Origin of the sequence: Nostoc flagelliforme FACHB-838, from assembly GCF_014698065.1 — a bacterium.
In the GTDB taxonomy this organism is placed as follows: domain Bacteria; phylum Cyanobacteriota; class Cyanobacteriia; order Cyanobacteriales; family Nostocaceae; genus Nostoc; species Nostoc flagelliforme_B.
On sequence record NZ_JACJSI010000018.1, the window covers coordinates 54,597 to 80,020 of the forward strand.

Below are 25,424 nucleotides of genomic sequence, written 5' to 3' on the forward strand. Positions count from 1 at the left end.
TTATTCCTAACTCCTTTAGTGTTTTGGTAGAGTGCGTTAACCTTTGGCTAACGCACCGCTTTACTTCATTTAATTTATAGACATATTTCTTCTCTTTCTTTGCGTTCTTCTCTGACGAGACGCTGCGCGAATGCGTCCTTTGCGGTTCGTAAAAAAACCATAAAGCTCAAAGGTTCATTCACGAGTATGAAAGACTCATCAACTAAGCTCAAAGGTTCATCAACGAAGCTCAAAGGTTCATCAACGAAGCTCAGAGGTTCATCAACGAAGCTCAATGGTTCATCAACAAAGCTCAGAGGTTCATCAACGAAGCTCAATGGTTCATCGACGAAGCTCAATGGTTCATCGACGAAGCTTAGAGGTTCATCAACGAAGCTCAGAAGTTCATCGACGAAGCTCAGAAGTTCATTCACAATGAGTTAGAGTCAATAACTTCTAGCTCATGACTGATTTTTACTCATAATTAATTGTCTTCTGGCCTAAATTTGTGCTTTCCTGCTTTTGGGCAATATCCTCTACTGGTTTGCATTGTCTTTTGTCAATATCTGACTTAATAATGAGTCCCTTAGTATTGAGCGATATTTCAACTTGGTATTGACCATTCACCATATTGATAGCAGCGTAGGTTACTGTACTAAACATCATTACTCCGCAAAGTGATAAGATAATTTGCATAATTCCTAGTTCTCGTTTCATTTTTAAAGCCCTTAATCTCTTATATTCACCATTAAAACTAGGTGCTGGTTGAGAACTAAGTTGCGACAGATTCACTGATTAGATGAGTTTTAGTTGATTATCGGTTAACTTCAGGATGACTATAATTTATGGAGTGCAAGAGGTTATCGCTAAAAAGCAAAGCTTTTTAGCGAGTATAAAAACCTGATATACTCACAGCAGTTTCTCGATGAGGAATGATGGCGCGATCGCTCCGAGTAGCCCCAGAGTATATTGAAAAAGTTAAGTCAACACCTCAGCGTAACGGCTATCCTAGCCAGCAGTCTTTGGCTACTGACACAGGATTTTCTCTCTCCACAGTCAAAAACTTTCTCACTGGCAAACCTGTTGACTATCTAAATTTTGTAGAACTTAGCAAAAAACTGGGGTTAGAGTGGCAAGACATTGCATACCAAGAACCAGAAACTCAACCGCCTAAACCTCAGCCAACTAACGGGGAAGCATCACCCTTCATCACAGGCGCACCCATCACTCAGCCATGTTACTTTTTTGGACGCGAAAAAGAATTAAAACGCCTCTTCAACTTACTCAAACGCCATCCACTGCAAAACTCCGCCATTATCGGCAAAAAGCGTAGCGGTAAAACATCCCTGCTGCACTACTTAAAAAATATCACCACCACGCCAGCAGAACAGCTGCGTCCTGAGCAAAAATCTGACTGGCTACCACATCCAGAAAATTACTGTTGGATTTTTGTAGACTTGCAAGACGCACGAATGCAAAGCCGAGAAGGACTACTAAAGTACATCCTAGAATCACTGAAGATGCAAGTGCCGACACCTTGCGATTTAGATCGTTTCATGCAGGTAGTCAGCGATAATTTGCATTTTCCCACAGTCATTTTATTGGATGAGATTGGCGTTGGATTGCAACGCTGTCCAGAATTAGATGATGGCTTTTGGGAATGTTTGCGGTCTTTGGCAACTAACGGCACAGGGGGGAATCTAGCATTTGTCTTGGCTACCCCCGAATCACCGATTGAAATGGCGCGAAACACAGGACACAGTTCGCCCTTTTTCAATATTTTTGGCTACACGGCATATCTGGAAGCATTGACTGAGACAGAAGCGCGAGAATTGATAGCAAGTTCGCCCATTGCTTTCACTGACGAAGATGTGGAGTGGATTTTGAGACAAAGTTGCTGCTGGCCACTGTTGTTACAAATTCTGTGTAGAGAAAGATTATTTAACTTAGAAGAAGGGGAGAATGATGATAATTGGCGCAGGGAAGGCTTACGACAAATAAAACCATTTACTGATTTATTAATTTCAGAACTAGCAGAGTAACCATGAAAGCACACAGAATTGAAACAAAGTTAACTAAAAACGGAACCTTGATTCTTGAGGATTTACCGTTTCAGGCTGGCGAAGCAGTAGAAATCATTGTTTTAGAACGTTTTCCCCAACCTTCAGAATCTAATCCTTATCCTTTGCGGGGAACGGTTATTCACTATGATGATCCTTTTGAGCCTGCTGTACCTATAGAGGATTGGGAAGTCTTGCAATGATAATTTTAGATACCCATATTTGGATTTGGTGGGTAGATAATAATGAACGACTAAACCAGAAATATCGAGATTACATTGAAGAATATCAATCTCAAGGACTAGGAGTCAGCATTATTTCTTGTTGGGAAGTCGCCAAACTGGTTGAGAATCGCAAACTTGCTTTTTCAATTTCAGTTGACGAGTGGTTAACAGCAGCTTTAGCTTATCCAGGAGTGCAGCTACTCGAACTAACAATACCAATTATCGTTGAATCAACCAAACTCACAGGTTTTCACCGAGATCCATCTGACCAAATTATTGTAGCCACTGCCAGAATTTACAACTCTCCTTTGCTAACTGTTGACGCCAAAATTCTTGCATATCCTGGGGTGCAAACTATCAAAAAGTGAAATAAAAGTTAGCGTTGCTAATTAACCTATAAATTATTCTTTGAGCTTTTGCGTGAAGCTCTTTAATATCCTGATTCAGCAAAGCCGAGTATTAAATAGGAGTGTGCGATGTGCGACTTATTCTTAAAACCCCTCTCCAAACCTCTCTCCGAAGCGGGGAGAGGCTTTAAGTCTTGCTCCCCTTCCCTTGTAGGGAAGGGGCTGGGGGTTAGGTTTGAGAGAAAGTTGCACACCGCGTTAGGAATGCAAAAACGTTGACCTCACCACAACTACCCCCCAACGCCTACACTGATGCACCCCAACAGCACCCCAACTTAATACTCGGTAGCTTGCAACTACTTTTCTGGCTTTTCTTCCGCCCTTCAGCATGGCGTAACCACCTCAAGCGCATTGACCCTGCTTTAGACTCTGACTCCTCTCTAATTATCTTGTTGAGACAAGGGCGATGGCGAAACCTTGCTCTGTGGCGGCTGCTCATCCAGGGATTCTTTATCTTACCTATTCTGGCTAACTTATTATTGGGCTTGGTGCTGTGGGCATTGGGTGAACCAATCGCAAATATAGCTTTTCGCGTGGCGTTCGGCGTGGCGTTCGGCGTGGCATTCGGCGTGACACGAGGCGTGGCGTTTGGCGTGGCGTTTGGCGTGGCGTTTGGCGTGGCGGTAGGCGTGGCGGTAGGCGTGGCGGTAGGCGTGGCGGTAGGCGTGGGAGTTACTATCAATTCATGGCGACCTATTTTATCCTTTCCATTTCTCATTATCTGGAATTATCTGCTCTATAGATTAGACAAAGGGCGTAATGGTAGAAGCTCTTGTTTATTGCGCTTTAACTCCGCCTTTTGGGATGAGTGGCAGCATTTACATCTGCCTGGTTTGGATAAACATCTCCTTTTTATAATCGAAAATAACCCAGTTGAAGGAAAAGCTGCTTTAGAATATCTCAGTACCAGCTCCCAGCGCTGGGCGGCTCAAGCTGCACAAATTGAACTGGATGCACGCAGTTTACAAGGCTGTACCCATGTGGAAGCTATTCGTAAAGCTCATCGTAGTCTGGTAACTGGTGAACTAGAGAGTGAAGTTAGCCATCTACTACAAATCTTTAGCCGTATCAGTGAGGATGTTGATGCTGCACTCAATCAAGCTAGCACTTATAACCAGCGCTTACTCCTCAGAGATGTTGCAGATAAATTAAATCTACACTTGGAGAACTTTTATCGTCGCAGCGACAAATACACAGCCCGTTTCTACCCCATTATCAAAAGTTGGCGTGAGATAGTCACCAACTATGTAGATGAACTGGCTAAGATTACTGAATTGCGCCAAGAAATTGACTCGCCTTATATTACTGGGAATCCCATTGCACTAGAGCAAGAAATTTTCACAGGGCGTGATGACATTGGCTTACGCATTGAGCAACTACTGCGCGATCGCCGTCGCCCACCTCTGCTACTATACGGTCAGAGACGTATGGGTAAAACTTCCCTCCTCAACAACATCGGAAAGTTACTACCTAATAACATCATCCCCATGTTTGTAGACTTGCAAGGCGCACCTTCATCAGCTAGTGACCATGCAGGTTTTCTCTACAACCTGGCTAGAGAGATGCAGAAGTCAGCAAAAAAGCAAGGTTTAACTCTACCGTCCCTAGCCCGCGAAGTGTTAAAATCTGACCCCTTCACCTATTTCGATGAATGGCTAGATAAAGTAGAACAGGCTTTAGAACAAAATACCGCCTTACTAGCGCTAGATGAATTCGAGGTACTAGACAACGCCATAGCCAAAGGTCGCTTTGATGAACAGGATGTTTTGGGAATGCTGCGTCACCTCATCCAACATCGTCCCCGCTTCAAGGTGTTACTGGCTGGCTCTCATACTATCGAAGAATATCAGCGCTGGGCTAGTTATCTTATTAATGTCCAAGTAGTGCATATCTCGTACCTCAAAGAAGCGGAAGCACGACAATTAATTGAACGTCCTGTCAAAGATTTTACTCTCCGCTATGAACCTAACGCCGTTGAGCGAGTTCTACAACTCACCCGTTGTCACCCATTCTTAGTACAATTACTCTGTGCAGAAATTATCGTCCTTAAGAACGAGCAAGATCCCTCTATGCGGCGATTTGCAACTTTAGCGGATGTGGAAGCAGCGATACCAGAAGCTTTGCAAAGTGGCGGATTTTTTTTTGCTGACATTCAAAACAATCAAGTTGATGCGACTGGACAAGCTATTCTACGTTTTATCGCTGCTCAAGGGGAAGGGGCTATAGTTAGCCGTCAAACTCTATTGCAACAGTTCCCCGATGCTGATATTACTTTCACCTTGCTGTTGCAACGTGAGTTAATTGAGGAAGTTGACGACGGCTATGGCTTCCAGGTGGAGTTGATTCGCTGTTGGTTTGTTTGAATCATGTTCGGTAAATTAATTTATGATATGTCATTGCGAGTGAAGCGAAGCAATCGCAAGGATGTTGGGATTGCTTCGCTTTGCTCGCAATGACAAGTATCCAGCCCGATATGATATCCAAGACTCGTTCACGAGTATCAAAAGCTCGTTGGTTGACGGAGTTCAAAGACTCGTTCAAGAGTATCAAAGGCTCGTTAACGGAGTTCAAAGACTCGTTCACGAGTATCAAAGGCTCGTTGACGCAGTTCAAAGACTCGTTCACGAGTATCAAAGGCTCGTTGACGGAGTTTAAAGACTCATTCACGAGTATCAAAAACTCGTTACGCCAGAGACTAACGCACCCTACCAAAACTACTGCTAAAAATAGAAGTTAGAATATACGTACATTAGACCTAGGTGGATCTTTATCGCTTGTACTGGCGTAATTGCTCTACTATATAGTCTTCCAGTTCTTGCCTTTCTCTCTTGCTGGCATTTCGTTGATAAGTTCTTGCTGTTTCTTGCATAAACTTGCGTTTCTCGCTTGGAGAAGATTTGAGTTTGCCTCCAGTGCCTTGCAGCTTTTGCTGTAATTCTTCCCAGGTCTTTTCACCCACATTTTCGCCTAGTTTGGCTAGTACCTTTGGTAGTAATGTTCTTGCCTCTCTTTGAAAATCTTCTTCTGTCTCAAGGGAAGCTAAATCTATATTGCTGAAGTCGATATCGATTTGAAACTTACTCATAGATTGTCTTTGTTCTTTTAACGATTATTACCACTATAGGGGGAAGATAGATTTTACTTTCCTGTCAACTCTAGTACAGCACAGCGTAAATCCAGATACCATCTAAATTAACAAAGACAAGTTGCTCACAGCAAATTGCTCTTGTTAGTGGTTGCAGCAAGCAACTCTGTTAAAGACTATTAACTTGACATCGAAGAAAAATTCTGGTTTGGGTGCGATCTTATCACTTCGCATCTATCTCAAGAAGTTATTTGTTTGAGAGAAAATGCAAATTCTGATAATTAAATCTCACGTTGAATCGGTAAAACAAGTTTTTACAGATAATTTCAAACTGCTAATCAGAAGGATTTTACATATAGTTAATACCCCCATAACCAGGTTAGGAATATTAAAGATGCTATCTTAAAGGCAAAGGTCATTTGCTCAATTTTTGAGGAAAACGCTATGACTACAACGCTCATAGAGGCTAATTCTATCGAGTCATTGCTAGGTAAAGAGGCTGAAGACTTGCTTACCTACAAAGCAAAACTTCCTACTGATTTACTACATTTGCCGGGGCCAGACTTTGTAGATCGCATCTGGCTCAACAGCGATCGCAACCCGCAAGTATTACGTAATCTCCAGTTACTTTATTCTACTGGTCGTCTTGCATATACTGGGTATCTGTCTATTCTCCCGGTAGACCAAGGGATTGAACATTCGGCAGGTGCGTCTTTTGCACCCAATCCGATTTACTTTGACCCAGAAAATATTGTCAGGCTAGCGATCGCCGCAGGTTGCAATGCGGTTGCTACCACTTTGGGGACATTAGGTATCGTTTCGCGCAAGTATGCCCACAAAATACCTTTTATTGCCAAAATCAATCACAACGAATTGCTGACTTTCCCCAATCAATTTGACCAGGTATTGTTTGCTGATGTGGAACAAGCTTGGAATTTAGGGGCAGCTGCCGTTGGTGCGACAATTTACTTTGGCTCGGAGAATTCTACCAGACAAATTCAGGAAGTTAGCCGAGCTTTTAAACGCGCCCATGAACTGGGGATGGTGACAATTCTCTGGTGCTATCTGCGGAACAATGCTTTTAAGCAAGATAAAGATTACCACCTTGCGGCTGACCTCACCGGACAGGCGAATCACTTGGGTGTGACGATTGAAGCCGACATTATTAAACAAAAGTTAGCTGAAAATAACAATGGTTATGGTGCAGTTGCTAAAGCCACTGGTAAGAGTTACGGCAAAACCGATGAGCGGGTTTACACAGAGTTGACAACTGATCACCCAATTGATTTAACTCGTTACCAAGTGCTGAATTGCTACTCTGGGCGCGTGGGGTTGATTAATTCTGGTGGCGCAACTGGTAAAAATGACTTCGCAGAAGCAGTTCGCACGGCTGTAATTAATAAACGGGCTGGTGGTTCAGGATTAATTTCTGGGCGAAAGACCTTCCAACGCCCCTTTGAGGAAGGAGTGAAGCTATTTCACGCCATTCAAGATGTTTACTTGTCGCCAGATGTGACGATAGCTTAGGGAGTGGGGAAGTGAGGGAGCAGGGGGAGCAGGGGAGGCAGAGGAAGCAGGGGGAGCAAGAAAAAATGACTAATGCCCAATGCCCCATTCCCCATTCCCCATTTCCCATTCCCCATTCTTATCTAACGTTTCGCAGTAAGAAATCTGGCTGACCACAACTTTTTTGCGATCGCTTCAAAATCTCGGCGCTACAAATACGAGGTTCACCATTTTTGGAAGAGCAAAAGAAAACTTCTCGCAAAAATCTTCCCGAACCAGAACAAAAAGGTGCTATACCATCAGGAGTCATTTTATTATTAGCACTCACAAACGAATTTTTAAAATTTGTAATTGTGGTACGCACGGGTTTCGCAGGACGATTGTAAGCTGCGGGTATAGCGATCGCATCTTTTAATTTTTTACTCAATGCCAAATATTCCGCAGGAGTTTTCCCCGAACAAGTACCATGTTTTTCCCATTCATGATCGTAAAGTTTAGCGCTAGGAAACAAACTGGGAAACCGCCGCTTTACTTCTAACGGCAATTTTTGCGTGGAACAATTAACAGGATAACCAACTTGGTACTGTGGCCACAAACCATGTAGTACAAAACCAAGTTTCCTTCCAGAAGCGCACTGCTGCGGGTCAGGGGTATTATTTGTCGCACAATAATCTGGCGACCAAGAAAGTGTCAGTATATAAAAATCAAATTTCCCCGGAGTACCGCGATTTTGAGCAATGGCCGCATTAGGTATAAAAAAACTAGTAATTAACAGAGAAGATGCGATAAAAAGTTTCTTGATCTGCATATAAACGGTTAGTTTCCATTAAAACTAAAGTTATATGCAATACATTGTTAAGAGTCAATAATCAAGGTTTAGAAATTAATTATTTCCCAGTCCCCATTTCCCATTACCCCTTATTTCCAGAGGGGGCCCCACCTTCCCAATCCCCAAGGAATTCAGAAAAGCAAATCTTGGTAGGGATTCTGGGATATCCTTAGATCAGTGAAAGATTTGCCAAAAATAGTAAGAATGAAGCTGGCAGCAAGAATAAGTAAGGTAACACCTTCATTAACCTTAGCGATCGCAGCCAAGGCTAAGGCACTGAAGGCAGAAGGAATAGATGTTTGTAGCTTTAGCGCTGGAGAACCAGATTTTGATACCCCAGCGCATATTAAAGCCGCAGCAGTCAAAGCTTTGGAAGAAGGCAAAACCAAGTATGGTGCAGCAGCCGGAGAACCAAAGTTAAGGGAAGCGATCGCCCACAAGCTTAAAATTGATAACGGTCTTGATTACAAGTCTGAGAATGTCATCGTCACCAATGGCGGCAAGCATTCTCTCTACAACTTAATGGTGGCGCTGATCGATCCAGGTGATGAGGTAATTATCCCTGCACCCTACTGGCTAAGTTATCCCGAAATGGTGACTTTGGTTGGCGGAGTTCCGGTAATTGTCCCAACAGATGCAACAACGGGTTATAAAATTACTCCCGAACAACTCCGTAAAACAATCACGCCGAAGACAAAGTTATTTATCCTCAACTCTCCATCTAATCCCACAGGGATGGTTTACACGCCAGATGAAATCAAAGCACTGGCAAAAGTAGTAGTTGATGCAGATATCTTTGTCGTTTCTGATGAGATTTACGAAAAGATTCTCTACAACGGTGCAGAACATATCAGCATCGGTTCTCTTGGGAAGGAAATTTTTGACCGCACTTTGATTAGTAATGGGTTTGCGAAAGCTTATTCTATGACTGGGTGGCGTCTCGGCTATTTAGCGGGGCCTGTGGAAATCATTAAAGCAGCGAGTTCCATCCAAGGGCATAGTACATCTAACGTGTGTACCTTTGCTCAATATGGTGCGATCGCAGCGCTACAAAATTCTCAAGATTGTGTCGAAGAAATGCGCCAAGCCTTCGCCAAACGCCGACAGGTAATGCTAGACAGACTCAACGCCATCCCTGGATTGAGTACCGCCTCACCAGATGGCGCTTTTTATCTGTTCCCTGATATCAGCAAAACCGGTCTAAAATCCCTAGAATTTTGTGATGCCTTGCTAGAAAAACATCAAGTTGCAGTCATTCCCGGAATTGCTTTTGGCGCTGATGACAACATTCGCCTTTCCTACGCCACAGATATGGCGACGATTGAAAAGGGAATGGATAGATTGGAAAAATTTGTTAAGTCGTGTATTTAGTTGGTTGTCATTTGTGAGGAGAATTTATTAACTCTTAAACTTTTTAACTCCACCTTTTCGACTCAGAAAGGTGGAGTTTATTTTTAAACTCTAAAATTCCGTGTTCCAAAGCTCAAGTTCCGAGTTCCGAAGCTCAAGTTTCATGTTCCAAAGCTCAAGTTTCATGTTCCAAAGCTCAAGTTCCGAGTTCCGAAGCTCAAGTTCCGAGTTCCGAAGCTCAAGTTCCGAGTTCCAAAGCTCAAGTTTCATGTTCCGAAGTTCAAGTTCCGAGTTCCGAAGTTCAAGTTCCGAGTTCCGAAGTTCAAGTTCCGAGTTCTCAAGTTCAAGTTCCGAGTTCTCAAGCTCAAGTTCCAAGTTCCGAAGCTCAAGTTCCAGAGCTTTTTAGTAAAACATCGCTTGTTTGATTGGCTCTATGTCATCTAGAAATAACTCACGAGATTCAAGATAATATAAGATTGCTTCAATAGGATCTCGTGCTTCGATTGGATAATACCTTTGCTCGTATGCTTTCACAAGCGTAGTTAAAACTTCCAAGCGGTCAAACTCTGGTGTATTTAGTTCTGCATCAAACAATCTTTCAATTTCATCAAGTGCAGCACGATAATCAGCTTCGGTGTGGATAAGATGGGTTTCAAGCATAGGTATTACTCCTTCAAATCTTTATTGCATCTAGGTTGTCGTATTCTTTAAAGAATTATGCCCGTGAAGGCAGTTATTGCTGCCAAGACCACCAAATATGACAAAATATACGAAAAAACTTTGTCTCTTTATTCATAAAATATTAAAAAGTTTGATACCGCCAAAAGTTTTGATTTCAACTTTTGGGTTGATATTTTTAGATTAGGTAACAATCGGGGAGAACTAGGAGAGGCAAGTCTTGAGACTATAAATCAATACAGTTAAGTTAACTGTATTGAACTATACTTCAGTCTCATGTTTTGTGTTTCCAGCATAAAGTTTTTGAAGTTCCGCGTATTTACACAAACAACTGCGCTACAGTGCAAACAAAATTTGGTAACAGAGGTGAAGAGAGGTCATCTGTTGCGAATAATGTTGCCGCTAATTTCAGAACTGCTTTTTCTCGGCGATACACTTCAACCTGTTGTAATTGCCAGTTCAAAATCCAATATTCTTGAACTCCTCTAGAAGCATATAATTTTAGCTTGACTTCACGATTCCTTCGCTCGTTTTGGACTCCAGGAGAAAGTACTTCTACAACCAGTTCTGGCGCTCCCGTTAAATGTCCTTCATTGTCAAGTAAGATGGCGAGGCGTTCTTTACTTACCCACACCACATCGGGAATAACATTATCTGCATCAGTAAAAATAATTCCCGGTGTTGGTACAGCCTCACCAAGACCTGTTGAGAGTGACCAAGTTCTTAATTCTGCATAAATAATTACCAGTAGCTTTTTGATGTCCCCAATGCGGCGCCCTAGTCACAAATAATTCCCCATCGATAATTTCGTGGCGATTACTGTTATCTGGCAATAACTCTAAGTCTGCGCTTGTCCAGCGTATCTGTTCATCAATGGTTTGGCTTATAGGAACCTCTAAAATATTGATACTAATATCCTAATGTCATTTGTCATTCTCTCCCATGCCCAATGCTCCATGCCCCTCACCTCTACATCAACTCCATCTCTCGCAACCCCTGGCGTAGTCTTTTCGCCTCTTCGGGATTATATCTTTCATGAAGGGCGATCGCTTTTTTAAAGGCTGTTAAACTATCTTGATGATTGCCAATTTTGAGCAACACTACCCCTAAATTTTGATACGCTTCGGCATAGTTGGGATTTAAGGTGATTGCATGTTGATAATATACGATCGCATCTGCAAATAAACCCAAAGCCTTAAATGTCATCGCCAAATTATAATGTCCAACAACAAAAGTAGGGTCAATTTTCAAAGCTGTGGCATAAGCAGTTTTCGCACCGTTTAAATCTCCTGCTGCTTTGAGTAAGTTACCCAAGTTGTTGTATGCTCCTAGTTTGAGCATGGGATAAATTGGCAATTTGATGGCAGCTTGATAGTGAGAAATAGCCTGTGGAGATTTTTGCAACCGACTGTAGGCAATGCCTAAATGATAGTGGAGTTCATATAAAATATCGTAGTTTTCTTCAGCAACCGTGATTCCTCGTCTCAGCAACTCCATACCTTGGGTAATTTTCCCAGTTTCTACATACAATGCCCCTAATTTGCTGCAAACATAGGGGTCATCAGGATGAGTCGCAAAAAACCCTTCCATCGCCGTAGCTGCTTTGGCATATTTGTTATTTTGAGCGATCGCACTTTTTTGATATCCTGTGTGTACAAGTGCCACTCCAGGTAAATAACCTATTTGCCAATGGGGTTCTTTAGTTAAAATTGCTGCCACGCTATCATCTATTAAGGCATGGTAAGGACGGTCAAAACGAATATCTGGATGATTGCGGAATAGCCTGGAAACCAAAGAATAGGGAGATTGTTCTGCGCCAACTTCCTGGCGGACGAGGTTGATGAGCAGGTATTCATCTGTAGCGATCGCCTCTCGTAACTGCGGTACAATTTCTGAAGCTAGAGTTTCATCAGCATCTAATACCAAAATCCAATCACTAGTAACATATTTTAAAGCTGCATTACGGGCAGCACTGAAATCATTACACCATTTAAAATGATAGACTTTTGCACCAAGTTCTTGGGCAATATTGGGAGTGCGATCGATTGAGCCTGTGTCTAATACTACCATTTCATCCACCACAATTCTTACACTGTTCAGGCATTTAGGCAGTGTTGCGGCTTCATTTTTCACAATCATGCACAGACTCAAACTCATAATTTAAAAATTGGGAGTGGGGAATAAGTTCGCTTGTAATGGACGGTTGATCGCATCGGCGATCGCACTACTTTTTCTAGTGTAACTTTGAGGTGCGATCGCTTTACTTACTAACAAAGGAGTTTTTTTCAGCATAGTCGAAATTTTTCTGATATTCTTTAATTTTTTGTTGAGCCACTAGATAATTTGGGCTAGAAGATGGCACACTTTTCATAAGTGCGATCGCAGCTTCCCATTGAGCTACAACTATTTTCCACTCATCTGGAGATTTTGCTGATTGAGTAAGATTAGCTGCATTCATTGCTTTACTTACTGCCTCTCGGAATGTATCAGTTTCAAGTAACACAGTCGGAGGTTCAGAAATCACTGCTGAGGGTGTAGCTAATATAGACTTTGATGGTATTTGAGTTGGAATTTTAGAGTTAAAGGTAAGTATTTCTCCGGATTTGGAAGAAAAGTATATTAATATAGCAATTGCAAATATCAAAAAAATTAGCAGCCATTTTTTATTTAAATTATGATATTTATGTCTGGTATTGATAATTGGAGTTTCTTGAATATTCAAAGGAATATTTGATTTCATTTTGTGTAAACCCATTTCTCCACGTAACTTATTAAGTTCTTGATCTGTATTTAAATCAGTATTGGGTTTACTTGCATCTGTTCTTTTAGTGCCAGAATAGATAGATAGTATTCTGCATCTTACCAAATATTGAATTTGGTAAATTAGTGCCATACTAGAAATCTGGAACAGGCTAAATATTACTATTATATTATTTTGTATTTGTGCATAGTATTCAATTAGTCTGGCATAGCTAAAATTAAACAATGGTAGAAGTATTGTAGAAAACAAAACTGCTATTAGTGTAGAAAATGCAATCACAAGCCAAGCGTACAATCCTTCCCACCAACTCATTATTCCTGGGAAAAATCCCTGTGTTCTACCTATTTCTGGTGCCTGAATTTCTGATATAAACCGACTAATGAGTAAGTGTAAGAAGTGGTGAGTAAAAGAAATGATAGGAATTGGAGATAGGAGTAAAAATATTGTAAATGTAACAAGTAATTCGGGACTTTTTACAAAATAGACGATACGATAGCCTACCTTTCCAGGATTATTGAGTACAAATATAATAACGCTCAAAAATAGATTTAAAATCAATGCTTTTAACCAAGAACTAGGATAAGGAAACCATAAAGGCCAGTAAAGCTTTTGTAGTTTTTGCTTACTAACTTCCTGAAGGCTCGGCTGTTTCATAACCAGTAAATACAAAAAAAGATAAACTATTGTCCATCTTAATATTCCCTATTTACAGGCAAAACCAACATTTTCAAAAATCTTGATAATTATATATTGAAAATTCTATTTAGTTTATTAAATTTTTGGCAAAAACTCTATTTTTAGACTAATTATCTACACGGTAAGTTAAATCCTAACGTTCCTTTGTAATCACAGAACTTCCATTACTAATACTTACTTTTTGGATAAATACATCAGAACAAGATGATAAAATATCAGCACTGATTTGATTAGCAATCATTTCAAAATCTTGGCTTGTTAATCCCTGCGCGCTATCACCGCTTAAGTTAATACAAATAGTTAGGGGTTGAGGATTACTGGAAGAGTCTTCATCATTTACCGCTTCTAGTTCAGCTTCTGCTATCCCTAAATTAAACTCTTTACTCCAAGCTGGAAACTCCTTACCCGTTTGTTGCCCATAAACTTGCACTATTTCAATAGACGTAGCCCCTAAAGCTGTTAACCCTTTGTGGATAAATGGAATTAAAATCTGCTGACTTGGAACTTGGGCAGATTCTAGTATTACCTCTAAACAAGCATCTTTAAAGGTAACTTTTGCAGTGATCCCTTTCGGGTGTAGGTGGCGATTCATCAGAGATGCGATCGCCTGGGTATCTCCCTGTTTAGCAAGTTTGAGAATATTTGGCTGTGTCATAACCAGTAAAAGAGAAAATCTGGGAAAATAAACTTATATTCTCAGGGTTCCCTCTTGGCAGCCTTAAATAACATTATGATGCAAAATATTAAATAACTGAAGTTAAAATATTTAGTATAAATATAGTCTATTATAGACTTTTGCAAAAAATGCTTTTTTTGTATCAATATCAAAAATTACTGTTTCTTTTCTCCGCTTGCTAAATTACTAAGATTTATATTAATCAATTTAATTCCCAATCAAAACATGAAGATTTCTCAAGATTCTGCTTGGCCCTCGACAGTGGCAGAAGCCATAGTTATCCAAGAAAAACTGCGAGATCAAGTAATTACGTCCGATCAACTGCAAGAACCTATCCAGTACGTTGCTGGAGTAGATATGGGTTTTGAAGCTAATGGAACAATTAGCCGTGCAGCTGTCGTAGTACTGAGTTTTCCTGATTTGCAAGTAATCGAGACAAGCCTAGTACACCGTCCTACAACCTTTCCCTATGTTCCTGGGTTCCTCTCATTTCGGGAAATTCCAGCTGTCCTCGATGCCTTAGAAAAGATTAAAACAACACCAGATATTATCCTATGTGATGGTCAAGGAATTGCTCATCCCCGCAGATTAGGTATAGCTAGCCATTTAGGGCTACTTATAGATATGCCAACAATTGGTGTAGCTAAGTCAAAATTGGTAGGTAAGAATGAGGAAGTGCCAAAAACAAAAGGCAGCAGACAACCACTGATATATAAGGGTGAAACTATTGGGGCAGTTTTGCGATCGCGCACAGGGGTAAAACCTCTGTACATTTCCAGTGGTCATCGAGTTAGTTTACCGACAGCGATTGACTATGTGTTACGCTGCATAACCAAATATCGGCTGCCAGAAACCACACGCCTTGCTGATAAATTAGCGTCGGCGAAATAAAGCTTGTTGAGTTTTTTCTAAATACTTGCTTGCACCGATTAAATCATGTTAGGAATCGCACAGAAAGAAGTTGAAGTAGCTAATGAACGCACTAACTTTACAGTGGCATGATGCAGGTCAACATAAAACTCAGGACATTTACGAACAACAGCCAAGTCAAAATCCTGGCACTGTCCGCATCGGTCGTGACCCCCTCCGGTGCGATATTGTTCTGAGTAATCTCACTGTCTCTGGTCTGCACGTTGAAATCTTTTTTCATCACCAAGAACAACGCTTTTATATCAGGAATTTGCGATCGCAAAATCCCCCCATTGTCGATGGACGGCAATTAGTCCAAGGTGAAATGCCTTTAACTGAGGGCAGTAGTATCTCTTTGGGGCAAATCAAACTCAATGTTACTAGGGTTTCGATGGGTAGCATTCCAGTAACAATTTTGCTGCCACCCCATCCACCAGTACATATCGGACATCACCAACATTCACCGATACCCCCTGCACCACCACCAGGAGTTTATGGCTTAGAATGCCCCAAATGTCATAAAGTTTCCCCAGCAGAGAATCTACAAATTGGCTGTCGTTGGTGTGGAACATCTTTAGCTGCGGCTGTGAGTGTGTTGGTAGCACCGAGTAATTAGGGAGTGGGGGATGAGGGAGCAGGGGGAACAGGGGGAGCAGGGGGAGCAGGGGGAGCAGGGGAGGCAGGGGAAGCAAAAATAACTAATACCCAATACTTCTCTACGAAAGGCTGCGCCAACGACTTCGCTCAGTACAAATGACCAATGACAAATGACAAATGACAAATGAACAAATCCAATTGAGTTGGGACGACCCAGCGACGGGTGAACGGCGAGAACCAAGGTTAAATATGCCGATCGCTTTTGGCCGAGAATTCGCTCGCTTACCTGCTGAATTTAATGGACAGCGCGTTTCTAGGATATTGCTTAACAGCAATGAAGTTTCTCGCTACCATGCCCTAATTGACTGGGAACAAGACCATTTAGTAGTGATTGACCAAGGTAGCGTTAACGGTGTGTATGTTAATGGTCAACCACAAACGCGCAGTGTCTTAGCTAATGGCGATACATTGCAAATTGGCCCTTATTTAATAACGGTGACATTTGCTGCTAACGTACCCGCACCAGATACTAGCCCTCCTTCAACAATTTTTTTCAACCCAAATACCAATCTCCCAGACCCCAGGTTGCCTGTAATCCAGCCGTTAACGCCTTTGGCAAGTAATTTCCCGCCATTAGCGTTTCAGGCACAAAAGGTCGCTGTGCAAGCACTTCATGCTACGGGATTACCAGTAGATGAATCTGATTATCTAGCGATCGGGGCGGGATTGGGTAGCTTTGTTTGGGCTGATTTATTGCGAATTAGCGGTGTACCTGCTAAAAAAATTGTAGCTTTGGGATTAGAGGCGGAACCTTATGCTCGTTACAAGCGCCTCTGTTTGAATTCGCAAATTCCCTTATCTGAAAGACTGCGTTCTAATTCTGATTCTTGTCCTGATAATATTTGGGGCTGGCCTAGTTATGCCTTACGTGAAGCTTGGCACGATTTCAGCAAGGGACAGATAAACCCAGCATTTAAGTATTTATGGCAAGTGTTTGCTGAACCAACATTTGCAGAAACTTATACTCCGCGTGCGGGTAACGTCTTTGATTCCATAGATAGGGAAGCAAAGCGCATTGGCTGGAATCAAATTTATCGCTATGGACGAGTTAGGGGAATTCGCAAAACTGATGATGGGAGATATTGCGTAGCCTATTCTCGCGGCCCAGGAAATTATGCTTTTTTAGTTAGTCGTTATTTACATTTAGCTACTGGGTATCCAGCCATTCAATTTTTGCCAGATTTGCAAGCTTATAGGGAAAAATATCAAGATTTTAAATCTGTCGTTAATGCTTATGAAGCTCACGATCATGTTTATGAGCAACTAGAGCAACAAGGTGGTACCGTGTTGATTCGGGGGCGGGGAATTGTGGCTTCGCGGATTGTGCAGCGGATTTATGAAGCCAGAAAGCAAAATCGGAATATTGCAGTTTTGCATTTAATGCGATCGCCTAAACCCCAAGGTAACAAATTTCAAAAAGCCACGCGCCTAGTTAAAAATCATTACGAATTCCAACCCTTTAACTGGCCCAAAGCCTGTTGGGGCGGCGAACTCCGGGTCATGTTAGAAAAAGCCACTCCCGACGAACGCAAGCGTTTACTAGCAGACTGGGGTGGAACTACCACCGCCGACCGTCACGACTGGCAGCAAATTACCGCCCAAGGGTTAAGCGAAGGCTGGTATCAAATTACATTCGGTGAGGTGCTGGATGTGGAGCGAGATGCCCAAAACCGAACTATTACCCATATCCGAGAGCAAAGCTTCGGGGAAATGAAATTACTAGCTGATTTTATTGTTGATGCTACTGGACTGGATGCCAAGGTTGATGCTAATCCCCTAATAGCAGATTTGGTAAAACATTACAACCTCCCAGTTAACCACCTGGGGCGACTGACTGTAGCGAACAATTTTGAACTAATAGAAATGCGTAGTGATAGAGGTCAAATGTATGCTGCGGGTGCTATTACCTTGGGTGGCCCTTATGCAGCAGTTGATAGTTTCTTAGGTTTGCAGTATGCCGCATTAGTCGCCGTTGATGGACTGGCCGCTGCCCATGCGCCTGGAGTCCATCGTTTGAATATTATAAGTTCCTTTCAACAGTGGTTGAAGTGGGTGTTAAATCAGTCACCTTAGTATTAGGAGGCAGGGGGGAATCAAGCTAAATCCCCGTTACAAAACGTAATTGCGTTAGCGCAGCGGGGCGTAGCCCATTGCAAATTGCGAATTGCGAATTGGTATTAGGTGTTGTTTTTGTTAGCGCTACTCTACGATAAACTGCTATTCGCTGATAGCGCTAACACTTAAATTTGGTGTCTTATCAAAACTATAGTGTCAAAGATTGAGGATTTGTCTCAATCAATTTTGCTAAATCTTGCAAGAACGCCGCAGCATGGGCACCGTATATAATGCGGTGGTCAGAAGTAATATTGACTTGCATTTGTTGCCGCACGCCAAATAAACCGTCGGGTGTTGCTACCACTTGCGGACGGGATGCCCCGATCGCTAAAATTGAACCTTGTCCAGGCGGTAAAATCGCATCAAATTTATCTACGCCAAACATCCCCAAATTGGACAGGGTAAAAGTACCACTGTTATATTCTTGAGGCTGTAATTGTTTGGTTCTGGCACGTTCTACCAAAGACTTCCAATTACGCGATAGAGAATATATATCCACTGCATCTGCATTTTGCAGCACAGGCGTAATTAATCCGCCATCATCCATCGCTACTGCTACAGAAATGTTGATATCAGAATGATAAACAATACCTTGGTCTGAGTAGCTAGCATTTAACAATGGGTGTTTTTGCAACGTTACCGCTACAGCTTTCGCCAGTAGCGCTGTCATTGTCACGCCTTTGGATTTAATTTGTTTATAAAGTTTGTCTAATCCATCGGTGGTAATTGTATAACCGACACGGAAGACGGGCACGGATATGGTGGCTACCATGTTCCGCACTACAGCATTTTGGAAGGTAGTTAAAGGCACGATTTGACCAGGAACAGCCGCCGCCACTGGCGCGGGTGCTGGTGTCTGAGGTGCTGGGGGTGCAACTGGGGCGCTGGTTGGTACAGGTGCTGGTGGGGCAACTGGGGCAGGGGCGGGTTGTTTGCCCTTATTAGACAATGCTTCTACATCTTCGGCGACAATGCGACCGTAGGGGCCACTGCCTTGGAGTGTACTTAAATCTACTTTGAGTTCTTTAGCTAACTTGCGGGCACGGGGTGAAGCTACGAGCCTTCCTTCTTTGTGGTTAGACCCGTTTTGAGACGCTAAGGCAGGTGTTGCGGCTGTAGCTGTGGCAGGGATTGGTTCAGGGGAAGAGGTAGTAGTAGCAGCCGCGCCGCCGGAATTGGCAAGAGATTTCGCCTGTTCAATTTCAGCTTCCGTTTCGGCGATGAAGGCGATCGCAGATCCTACCGGGGCAGTTTCACCAGCTTCAACTATGATATGGGCAAGAAAGCCTTCGTAAAAGGTTTCTACATCCATATCTGCCTTATCTGACTCTACAACCACCACTGTTTCGCCTTTTTCCACTTTGTCCCCTGGCGATTTCACCCAGGAAACGATTTTGCCTTCCGTCATGGTGGAACTCAGCGCCGGCATAAATACTTCGTGAATGCTCATAGGGTGGTTAGGAAATCAATGGTTTATGGACTTTAACAGCTTTTGTCAGATCGAATTGTATCTTGGTAGGAGAGTTTTAGGCTGTTTATATTTTAGGTTGGGGGTTGGGAGTTGGGGATTAGATTTTAACAGACGACTAATACTCTAGGAACCTAAATATGGCTTAGAGGTCTATAATACACAGCTATCCTCAATGGTTAGCCAATATCTCGATCTCGTTTTATAGGACTTTTACTTGATTTTTGAACAAAACTCAGTACTATTCCCTATTCCCTGTTCCCTCTCTCTACGAGTGATTCAGGAATAAATCGGAATCCTATAATCGTTGACTTGCAAAAACTACCACGAGTTTCTCACAGATTAAATGGGATTGCTATTTATATTCCTCATAACTACTACTTAAGATATAAGTGCTTCTCACAGGTAGAGGATGTGCAATCCAGTTCAATCTAGAATTCAAAATTGGTAATAAACCTATTTGAAATTCCTGTTTACTTTTATGTCGGCAAAGTTGAAATTCTTTTTAATTGTGATACTAAGTATCTTTGCCACAGCTGGCGCTGGAGTTTATATGATTCAGGTCCAGCCATCTGCACCAATTGTTGAGATTAATGATGGGCAAACCCAGCAGGTGGGAACAATACATCAGTCTCAAGAGGTTGTGGCATACTCAGAGCGTTCCGATTATAAAACTATACCTTTAGAACAGATTAACTCATCTCTCCAAGGTAGCGATCCTGCTACCCTCGCCTTGAATGCTTTTGAGGACATAGTAGTAGGAACGCGAAAGGTAGAGGTAGCTTATCCGCAACGAAATCAGGCCCTTGTGACAATTACGCAAATCAAGCCGGGTGATGATTCAGTTGATACAGTTAAATATCGAGTTGAGATGACCACCTTTGGGCGATCGCTTTTTGTTAGCTCTCCTCCAGTGTGGCAAATTGTTTGGGCTGGCTCCCAGGTAGAATGTTGGGCTGGGAGCCGCCCCCACACTAACTTAAATCACATCTGTCATTAGTCATTGACTATTGGTCATAAAACAAATGACAAATGACAAATGACAAAAGACAAAGTTAAATGTCGCCGCGAATTTCTTCGACAACGCCATCACGCAGAACGATTTCAACCTGCATTTTGCTAATTAAGTTATCACCGGTTTCTACCCGAAAAAAGCCTTCCATTTGGAATTGGTTGACTTCTTGATCCTGTTGAAGAAATTGCACTTGCTGGAGGTTTTGCAGCAATTGATTTTTCTGTTCTAGAAATTCACTCTTCTTTTGATTGACTTGGAGTTGGATATTGTCAATTTGTTGGAGGGTCTGGGGGCCAGGTGGTTGCAGACTCTGCTTTTGAATTGCCGCGATCGCTCTTTGTCCTTCAACGTCTAGCTGTTGCAGTTGCTGATCGAGTTGATTAATCTGCGTTTGCAACTGCTGTTGTACTTCCTCTTTCCAGAGAGGAGTTACAATTACTTTGACGTTGACGACGCGTTTCAGGAGCAAGTTAGATTTGGAGACATCCATAAATATTTCACGTTCACTCTTTACAGTTAGCAGGTGGAATCATCAGGCAAACATGCCGTCAATAATATCGTGATAACGTTCCGTGACGACGTGTCGTCGAACTTTCAGGGTTTGTGTCATCAAACCATTTTCCATTGAAAACGGTTCCAGAATGAGTTTGAATGTTCCGATGCGGTCATCCGGTCGATAACCTGGACGATTTTGCACTTCCCGATTCAATTCTTGGCGAAATAAATCCTGGATTATTCTACTCTCCAAGTCAATTTTTTGACTAGGTGAGGAAATCACCTGATTATTCTGCGTATCCAGTATCAGATTCTGGCTTGCTGCCCATTTTTCTAGGGCTTCGACATTGGGGACGATTAAGGCTCCCAGGCTGCGCTGATCTTGACCGATGAGCATAATTTGATCGATGTATGGCGATCGCAAACAGGCATCTTCAATTGGCTGCGGTTCGATGTTTTCCCCGTTAGTCAATACAATCGTATCCTTCGCCCTACCAGTCAGCACTAAGTCATCTTGTGGTGTCAGCCAACCCAAATCGCCGCTATCAAACCAACCTTCAGCATCAATTGCTTTCGCTGTCGCTTCGGGATTTTGGTAATAGCCTTGCATAATCTGCGGCCCCCTCAACAATACTAAGCCTCGCTTCTCTATTGGTAAAGGCGCTTTTGTTTCCGGATCGACAATTTTAGCTTCTGTTGCCGGAAGTGGTAGCCCTGATGCGCCAATCAAATTCCGCCAAGGACGCCGTACATGGGTAACAGGAGAGGTTTCTGTCAAGCCATAGCCTTGCAAAATCTGCACACCAATAATTTCAAAGAAATTATCGATGTGTCTGGGAAGCGCACCGCCGCCGCTAATCATCTGCTTAACTTGTCCTCCTGTGGCTTCGCGCACTTTGGCATAAACCAGTCGTTCTCCCAAGGCATGGAGGGGTAATAAAGCCGATGCTTGTATCTTAGCTGCTAATCGTTCGGCGGCTGAAGCATGAAGATTATTTAAATTCAATCCTTGAGCAATTCGCCGTGCTTTGATATATTTCTCGCTATTGCCCAATAAAAAGTTAATTAAGCGTTGCTTATTCGCTGGTTGTTCGCGGAACTGCTTTTGCACTCCTTCATAAATCGATTCCCACAGGCGGGGTACACCCACCATGTAGTTGGGTTTAAATTGTCTCAAATCCGCTTTGACGGAGCGCAAATTAGTATAAACTTGCGTACAACCTTGAGATAGTAGGTAATATTCAACAGTTCGTTCGTAGCTATGCCACGAAGGTAGAATGCTGAGAACGATATCGCCTGCATTTGGTTGCAATACTGTGCCAAAGGTTATTACTTGGTGCATCAAGTTGCTATAAGACAGCATTACACCCTTGGGTTTGCCCGTAGTGCCAGAGGTATAAATTAGGGTTGCTAGGGCATCACGATTTTGCTTGACTGGCACAAAATTATGATTTTTCCCAATTTCTAACAACTGTGTAAAATTCAGTACCTTTAAGGTACCGTCCGTTGGTGGTGCTTCATCGGAAAGTAAGATTACCGCTTGAATTGGTAAATCTTTGAGACGGTCTTCTAGTTTTTTAAGTGTTTTTAAATCCTCAACGATGATCGCTGTACTGCCGCTATTAGCGATGATAAACAGCAGTTCTTCTTTTTCCGCTTGGGAACTACGCACCGCATCAACGCCTCCAGCAGTCATGATGCCTTGATCGGCAATAAACCAGCGAGGACTATTATCAGCAATTAGGGAAATGCGATCGCCTAACTTTATTCCCAACACCTGTAACCCAGAAGCAAATAGTTGTATTTGCTTGGCTAGCTGGGCATAAGTAATCACTACTTCTGGTTTACTGTGAGGACTGCGGAGGGCGACAACATCACCAAATCGTTGAGCTGCCAAAGGCCAAATTTCTGGCAGCGATTCCACATTTGTGTAATCTACCACCCGCTTTAATAACTGCCGTTCTTGATCGCTGATGTTAGCTAAAAAACAAGATGCGGATTTGGTTTTTGACATAACACCTTATTTAAATATTGTAGACTGATCGTTTTCCAGTTTATTTTGTTATTCTGCTACAATAACCGTCCTTATTATCCACATTCCCCTCGGTGTATGATAATTCCAGGAAATCCACGTTTATATTTACAAAAATTTATGTTAAATTTAATTTACATAGATTGCAAGCAATGATTGCCTTTGCATCTAATAACAGCGATGTCTACGACGGGCTACGCCTACGCCTATTTTTCACAGGATGATGATTACCTATGAATTTTATAGACGCTATATTGCTAACGCTACTCAATATTGCTGCTTGCATAGCGTTGCCTAAGCTTTTAGCTATCTTTCTAGCTAATAAAACCAAACTTACTGAAGCGTTGCCGAATAGTTCTAATTTACAGGCAACCAAAGTTGAAAGTACGAGTTTTCCGTATTGTACAGTTTACGAGTTGACAGGTAAACAATACTGTAAATTCAGTCCTGATTTTTGTTCCAAATGTTCTCCGAATTGATGGACTGTTTGCAAGTAAAAACTCCTTAGTATTTGTGACGATTATCTATTGAATTAACTCTTCAATACATATTCATTCTTATACAACTTCTTATTTTACTGAAGAAGAATTCAGAACAAATCCGCCTGAATTGAGAGTGGATTCGTGGGACTGGATAGAGAATCGGGGTTTAGAGGTTGTTTGAAAAGTAGTTGGCTGTGATTTTAGGCACTCACTGAATCCCCCCTAACCGCCCTTAAAAAGGGGGGCAAAAGCCCTTCAAAGTCCCCCTTTTTAAGGGGAGCCAGTGCGGTCTTGGGGGTTTCCCCCATGAGCAACTGGCGTGGATTTAGGGGGATCTAAACGTTTTGTTATCAAGAAGAGGACTTTTCAAACATCCTCTTATACCATTTCACTTTAATAATGATACAGATACTCTGATAGGGGGATGGCATTGCCATGCCCTTACGATAAATCTATATGTATCAGGATTTTCGTGAATTGGTATTAGAGTAATATAGACCACACGATAGGGGCGCAAGGCCTTGCGCCCCTACGACAGATGTGGTTCAAATACATGAAAACTGCTGTAAACGCGGGTGATATTAAATTCTTTCCGTGACTCTTTGCCCTGACTTGACTGCTGGGGTATTTTGAATTCTGAATTCTGACTCCTTCTTTTTCAACACCAAGTTTTGACAACACGACCCTTCAACTGTTGCCCTAACCAAGGTGTGTTTTGTGAAAGTGTATAAAGACTTTTCCGTTCAACTTTCCAGGTTTGCTGAGGATCAAATAAAGTAAGTTCTGCTGGTTGATGAGGTAAAATCGCACTTACTTTCTGCCCTAAACACTCAGCTGGATGGGTACTCAATGCACGCCATAATTCTAAAGCTGTAAATTCTTCAGTTTCAACGAGATATTGCCACAGCAGTGGTAATGCTAACTCTAAACCAATTGCCCCAGCTGGTGCTTCGGCAAAAGCTTGGACTTTTTCTTCGTAGCTATAGGGTGTGTGGTCAATAGCGATCGCATCAATCACACCCGCCCGTACTCCTGCACGCAACGCCACCACATCACTAGGATTTCCTAAAGGTGGGTCTAAATGCAAGCTGGTGTGATAACTTTTAACTGCTTTTGTATCAAGTAAAAGGTGCATCCAAGTGGTGCTGGCGGTGATGGGTAAACCAGCAGCCTTGGCTGAAGCGATTAATTCCACGCCGCGAGCTGTGGAGACACGCATGATATGGACTGGTGTACCTATAGCTGCAACTAATTCTAGCATTGCTGCGATCGCAGTAGTTTCAGCGCTGGCGGGTATTGGGGGTAAACCGAAACGGAGAGCATTTGACCCTTCTCTCATTACACCATTTGCTGCTAAGTGGCGATCGCTAGGCCAAAATGCGACTGGTTTGCCCGACGGTTGGATATACTCTAACACTCCCCGCACCAACGCCAAATTTTCTAAAGGCTTGCCATCTGTAAAACCAACAACCCCAGCAGACGCTAAATCCGCCAATTCCGTCATTTGCTTCCCAGCAACATCTAAGGTAATAGCACCCCAGATATGAAGCAGGGGGAGAGGAGAGGTAGGGGGAGCAGGGGAGGCAGGGGGAGCCGAATTAATTTGTTCTTTCTTCCTTATCTCCCCGTGTCTCTTCTGCTGCAACTGTGCTACAAGTGCAGGGTTATCAATAGCCGGGGATGTATCGGGTAAGATGCTAGCTCTGGTAAAGCCACCAGCAGCAGCAGCTTGTAAAAAAGACAAGAGAGTTTCTCGTTCTTCAAAACCAGGCTCACCAGCGTGGCTATACAAATCCACTAAACCAGGGCCAAGAACTAATCCCTGACAATCTCTGATTTGAGTATCAGAACTAATGTCAGAAATGTGCGACGCCACTGTTTGGATATAACCATCAGCAATTAGCACATCAAATTGTTCGTCAATTTCCGAAACTGGGTCAATTACCCGTACTTTTTGCAGCAGTTCAGTCATAAAAGTTTTTAGTTATGAGTTAGGGGTT

24 protein-coding genes and 1 pseudogene are annotated in these 25,424 nt (G+C 42.5%); 11 read left to right on the forward strand and 14 right to left on the reverse strand.

Going from position 1 to position 25,424, the window contains the following annotated elements:
- Positions 1-74: 74 nt before the first annotated feature.
- Positions 75-413 carry a hypothetical protein gene (locus tag H6G97_RS12015; protein ID WP_190940833.1) on the reverse strand — a complete coding sequence of 113 codons (339 nt, stop codon included), beginning with the start codon at positions 411-413 and terminating at the stop codon, positions 75-77.
- Positions 414-453: 40 nt separating this feature from the next.
- On the reverse strand, positions 454-696 hold the full coding sequence (locus H6G97_RS12020; protein WP_190940834.1) for a hypothetical protein: 243 nt from the start codon (positions 694-696) through the stop codon (positions 454-456).
- Between the two features lie 215 nt (positions 697-911).
- Here H6G97_RS12020 and H6G97_RS12025 point away from each other — a divergent pair, with 215 nt between their 5' ends.
- The 5 genes from H6G97_RS12025 (at position 912) to H6G97_RS12045 (ending at position 5,325) form a co-directional block, all read left to right on the forward strand.
- The gene (locus H6G97_RS12025) at positions 912-2,021 is read left to right on the forward strand and encodes an ATP-binding protein (protein WP_338421668.1); all 1,110 of its coding nucleotides are present in this window, start codon (positions 912-914) and stop codon (positions 2,019-2,021) included.
- A 2-nt stretch (positions 2,022-2,023) separates the two neighbouring features.
- On the forward strand, positions 2,024-2,242 hold the full coding sequence (locus H6G97_RS12030; RefSeq protein ID WP_094352538.1) for a hypothetical protein: 219 nt from the start codon (positions 2,024-2,026) through the stop codon (positions 2,240-2,242).
- Positions 2,239-2,631: a type II toxin-antitoxin system VapC family toxin gene (locus H6G97_RS12035; RefSeq protein ID WP_190940835.1), complete on the forward strand. Its 393-nt coding sequence runs from the start codon at positions 2,239-2,241 to the stop codon at positions 2,629-2,631. Before H6G97_RS12030 ends, H6G97_RS12035 begins: the two co-directional genes overlap by 4 nt.
- A 254-nt stretch (positions 2,632-2,885) precedes the next feature.
- A complete protein-coding gene (locus tag H6G97_RS12040) occupies positions 2,886-5,033 on the forward strand; it encodes an nSTAND1 domain-containing NTPase (protein ID WP_190940836.1) in 2,148 nt (715 codons plus the stop codon).
- 61 nt (positions 5,034-5,094) lie between these two features.
- Entirely contained in the window at positions 5,095-5,325 is a 231-nt protein-coding gene (locus H6G97_RS12045; RefSeq protein ID WP_190940837.1) for a hypothetical protein, read from the forward strand.
- A 112-nt stretch (positions 5,326-5,437) separates the two neighbouring features.
- Here H6G97_RS12045 and H6G97_RS12050 read toward each other — a convergent pair whose 3' ends face one another.
- Positions 5,438-5,755, reverse strand: coding sequence for a hypothetical protein (locus H6G97_RS12050; protein ID WP_190940838.1), 318 nt, complete (start codon positions 5,753-5,755; stop codon positions 5,438-5,440).
- Between the two features lie 444 nt (positions 5,756-6,199).
- Between H6G97_RS12050 and H6G97_RS12055 the strand changes: the two genes are divergently transcribed.
- Positions 6,200-7,282 carry a class I fructose-bisphosphate aldolase gene (locus H6G97_RS12055; protein ID WP_190940839.1) on the forward strand — a complete coding sequence of 361 codons (1,083 nt, stop codon included), beginning with the start codon at positions 6,200-6,202 and terminating at the stop codon, positions 7,280-7,282.
- Positions 7,283-7,400: 118 nt separating this feature from the next.
- On the opposite strand, the gene H6G97_RS12060 is transcribed toward H6G97_RS12055, so the two are convergent.
- Positions 7,401-8,069 carry a ribonuclease T2 family protein gene (locus H6G97_RS12060; protein WP_190940840.1) on the reverse strand — a complete coding sequence of 223 codons (669 nt, stop codon included), beginning with the start codon at positions 8,067-8,069 and terminating at the stop codon, positions 7,401-7,403.
- Positions 8,070-8,294: 225 nt separating this feature from the next.
- On the opposite strand from H6G97_RS12060, the gene H6G97_RS12065 reads away from it, so the two are divergent.
- The gene (locus tag H6G97_RS12065; RefSeq protein ID WP_190940841.1) at positions 8,295-9,461 is read left to right on the forward strand and encodes a pyridoxal phosphate-dependent aminotransferase; all 1,167 of its coding nucleotides are present in this window, start codon (positions 8,295-8,297) and stop codon (positions 9,459-9,461) included.
- 381 nt (positions 9,462-9,842) lie between these two features.
- On the opposite strand, the gene H6G97_RS12070 is transcribed toward H6G97_RS12065, so the two are convergent.
- The 6 genes and pseudogenes from H6G97_RS12070 to H6G97_RS12090 all read right to left on the reverse strand — a co-directional run bounded on the left by H6G97_RS12070 (position 9,843) and on the right by H6G97_RS12090 (position 14,230).
- Positions 9,843-10,100, reverse strand: coding sequence for a helix-turn-helix domain-containing protein (locus tag H6G97_RS12070; RefSeq protein WP_199349354.1), 258 nt, complete (start codon positions 10,098-10,100; stop codon positions 9,843-9,845).
- A 337-nt stretch (positions 10,101-10,437) separates the two neighbouring features.
- Positions 10,438-11,005, reverse strand: a pseudogene (locus H6G97_RS12075) (Uma2 family endonuclease).
- Between the two features lie 82 nt (positions 11,006-11,087).
- The gene (locus H6G97_RS12080; RefSeq protein ID WP_190940842.1) at positions 11,088-12,275 is read right to left on the reverse strand and encodes a tetratricopeptide repeat protein; all 1,188 of its coding nucleotides are present in this window, start codon (positions 12,273-12,275) and stop codon (positions 11,088-11,090) included.
- A 3-nt stretch (positions 12,276-12,278) separates the two neighbouring features.
- Complete coding sequence (locus tag H6G97_RS54735) at positions 12,279-12,410, reverse strand: hypothetical protein (RefSeq protein ID WP_277883291.1); 132 nt, start codon at positions 12,408-12,410, stop codon at positions 12,279-12,281.
- Positions 12,379-13,533, reverse strand: a complete 1,155-nt coding sequence (locus H6G97_RS12085; protein WP_190940843.1) for a hypothetical protein — start codon at positions 13,531-13,533, stop codon at positions 12,379-12,381. Before H6G97_RS12085 ends, H6G97_RS54735 begins: the two co-directional genes overlap by 32 nt.
- Positions 13,534-13,708: 175 nt before the next feature.
- Positions 13,709-14,230 carry a hypothetical protein gene (locus tag H6G97_RS12090; protein ID WP_190940844.1) on the reverse strand — a complete coding sequence of 174 codons (522 nt, stop codon included), beginning with the start codon at positions 14,228-14,230 and terminating at the stop codon, positions 13,709-13,711.
- Between the two features lie 246 nt (positions 14,231-14,476).
- On the opposite strand from H6G97_RS12090, the gene nfi reads away from it, so the two are divergent.
- The 3 genes from nfi to H6G97_RS12105 all read left to right on the forward strand — a co-directional run bounded on the left by nfi (position 14,477) and on the right by H6G97_RS12105 (position 17,890).
- Positions 14,477-15,142 carry a deoxyribonuclease V gene (gene nfi, locus H6G97_RS12095; protein ID WP_190940845.1) on the forward strand — a complete coding sequence of 222 codons (666 nt, stop codon included), beginning with the start codon at positions 14,477-14,479 and terminating at the stop codon, positions 15,140-15,142.
- Positions 15,143-15,224: 82 nt separating this feature from the next.
- Positions 15,225-15,776: an FHA domain-containing protein gene (locus H6G97_RS12100; RefSeq protein ID WP_190940846.1), complete on the forward strand. Its 552-nt coding sequence runs from the start codon at positions 15,225-15,227 to the stop codon at positions 15,774-15,776.
- A gap of 158 nt (positions 15,777-15,934) precedes the next feature.
- Positions 15,935-17,890 carry an FHA domain-containing protein gene (locus tag H6G97_RS12105; protein WP_190940847.1) on the forward strand — a complete coding sequence of 652 codons (1,956 nt, stop codon included), beginning with the start codon at positions 15,935-15,937 and terminating at the stop codon, positions 17,888-17,890.
- 190 nt (positions 17,891-18,080) lie between these two features.
- Here H6G97_RS12105 and H6G97_RS12110 read toward each other — a convergent pair whose 3' ends face one another.
- Complete coding sequence (locus H6G97_RS12110) at positions 18,081-19,382, reverse strand: dihydrolipoamide acetyltransferase family protein (protein ID WP_190940848.1); 1,302 nt, start codon at positions 19,380-19,382, stop codon at positions 18,081-18,083.
- A 499-nt stretch (positions 19,383-19,881) separates the two neighbouring features.
- Between H6G97_RS12110 and H6G97_RS12115 the strand changes: the two genes are divergently transcribed.
- Positions 19,882-20,400, forward strand: coding sequence for a hypothetical protein (locus H6G97_RS12115; protein ID WP_190940849.1), 519 nt, complete (start codon positions 19,882-19,884; stop codon positions 20,398-20,400).
- A 55-nt stretch (positions 20,401-20,455) separates the two neighbouring features.
- Here H6G97_RS12115 and H6G97_RS12120 read toward each other — a convergent pair whose 3' ends face one another.
- From H6G97_RS12120 to H6G97_RS12130, 3 genes are all read right to left on the reverse strand, one after another.
- On the reverse strand, positions 20,456-20,905 hold the full coding sequence (locus H6G97_RS12120; protein WP_069072569.1) for a YlqD family protein: 450 nt from the start codon (positions 20,903-20,905) through the stop codon (positions 20,456-20,458).
- 42 nt (positions 20,906-20,947) lie between these two features.
- Positions 20,948-22,924: an AMP-dependent synthetase/ligase gene (locus tag H6G97_RS12125; protein WP_190940850.1), complete on the reverse strand. Its 1,977-nt coding sequence runs from the start codon at positions 22,922-22,924 to the stop codon at positions 20,948-20,950.
- Between the two features lie 1,158 nt (positions 22,925-24,082).
- Positions 24,083-25,396, reverse strand: a complete 1,314-nt coding sequence (locus H6G97_RS12130; RefSeq protein ID WP_190940851.1) for a dihydroorotase — start codon at positions 25,394-25,396, stop codon at positions 24,083-24,085.
- Positions 25,397-25,424: the final 28 nt, after the last annotated feature.

Excerpts from the sequence above, each read along its gene's own strand:
- nfi (WP_190940845.1), top strand. The coding sequence starts at position 14,477 with ATGAAGATTTCTCAAGATTCTGCTTGGCCCTCGACAGTGGCAGAAGCC.
- H6G97_RS12110 (WP_190940848.1), bottom strand. The coding sequence starts at position 19,382 with ATGAGCATTCACGAAGTATTTATGCCGGCGCTGAGTTCCACCATGACG.
- H6G97_RS12050 (WP_190940838.1), bottom strand. The coding sequence starts at position 5,755 with ATGAGTAAGTTTCAAATCGATATCGACTTCAGCAATATAGATTTAGCT.
- H6G97_RS12115 (WP_190940849.1), top strand. The coding sequence starts at position 19,882 with ATGTCGGCAAAGTTGAAATTCTTTTTAATTGTGATACTAAGTATCTTT.
- H6G97_RS12035 (WP_190940835.1), top strand. The coding sequence starts at position 2,239 with ATGATAATTTTAGATACCCATATTTGGATTTGGTGGGTAGATAATAAT.
- H6G97_RS12100 (WP_190940846.1), top strand. The coding sequence starts at position 15,225 with ATGAACGCACTAACTTTACAGTGGCATGATGCAGGTCAACATAAAACT.
- H6G97_RS12080 (WP_190940842.1), bottom strand. The coding sequence starts at position 12,275 with ATGAGTTTGAGTCTGTGCATGATTGTGAAAAATGAAGCCGCAACACTG.
- H6G97_RS12130 (WP_190940851.1), bottom strand. The coding sequence starts at position 25,396 with ATGACTGAACTGCTGCAAAAAGTACGGGTAATTGACCCAGTTTCGGAA.
- H6G97_RS12025 (WP_338421668.1), top strand. The coding sequence starts at position 912 with ATGATGGCGCGATCGCTCCGAGTAGCCCCAGAGTATATTGAAAAAGTT.
- H6G97_RS12020 (WP_190940834.1), bottom strand. The coding sequence starts at position 696 with ATGAAACGAGAACTAGGAATTATGCAAATTATCTTATCACTTTGCGGA.
- H6G97_RS12065 (WP_190940841.1), top strand. The coding sequence starts at position 8,295 with ATGAAGCTGGCAGCAAGAATAAGTAAGGTAACACCTTCATTAACCTTA.
- H6G97_RS12060 (WP_190940840.1), bottom strand. The coding sequence starts at position 8,069 with ATGCAGATCAAGAAACTTTTTATCGCATCTTCTCTGTTAATTACTAGT.
- H6G97_RS12070 (WP_199349354.1), bottom strand. The coding sequence starts at position 10,100 with ATGCTTGAAACCCATCTTATCCACACCGAAGCTGATTATCGTGCTGCA.
- H6G97_RS12120 (WP_069072569.1), bottom strand. The coding sequence starts at position 20,905 with ATGGATGTCTCCAAATCTAACTTGCTCCTGAAACGCGTCGTCAACGTC.
- H6G97_RS54735 (WP_277883291.1), bottom strand. The coding sequence starts at position 12,410 with ATGCTGAAAAAAACTCCTTTGTTAGTAAGTAAAGCGATCGCACCTCAA.
- H6G97_RS12055 (WP_190940839.1), top strand. The coding sequence starts at position 6,200 with ATGACTACAACGCTCATAGAGGCTAATTCTATCGAGTCATTGCTAGGT.
- H6G97_RS12125 (WP_190940850.1), bottom strand. The coding sequence starts at position 22,924 with ATGTCAAAAACCAAATCCGCATCTTGTTTTTTAGCTAACATCAGCGAT.
- H6G97_RS12030 (WP_094352538.1), top strand. The coding sequence starts at position 2,024 with ATGAAAGCACACAGAATTGAAACAAAGTTAACTAAAAACGGAACCTTG.
- H6G97_RS12105 (WP_190940847.1), top strand. The coding sequence starts at position 15,935 with ATGACAAATGAACAAATCCAATTGAGTTGGGACGACCCAGCGACGGGT.
- H6G97_RS12045 (WP_190940837.1), top strand. The coding sequence starts at position 5,095 with ATGTTGGGATTGCTTCGCTTTGCTCGCAATGACAAGTATCCAGCCCGA.
- H6G97_RS12090 (WP_190940844.1), bottom strand. The coding sequence starts at position 14,230 with ATGACACAGCCAAATATTCTCAAACTTGCTAAACAGGGAGATACCCAG.
- H6G97_RS12085 (WP_190940843.1), bottom strand. The coding sequence starts at position 13,533 with ATGAAACAGCCGAGCCTTCAGGAAGTTAGTAAGCAAAAACTACAAAAG.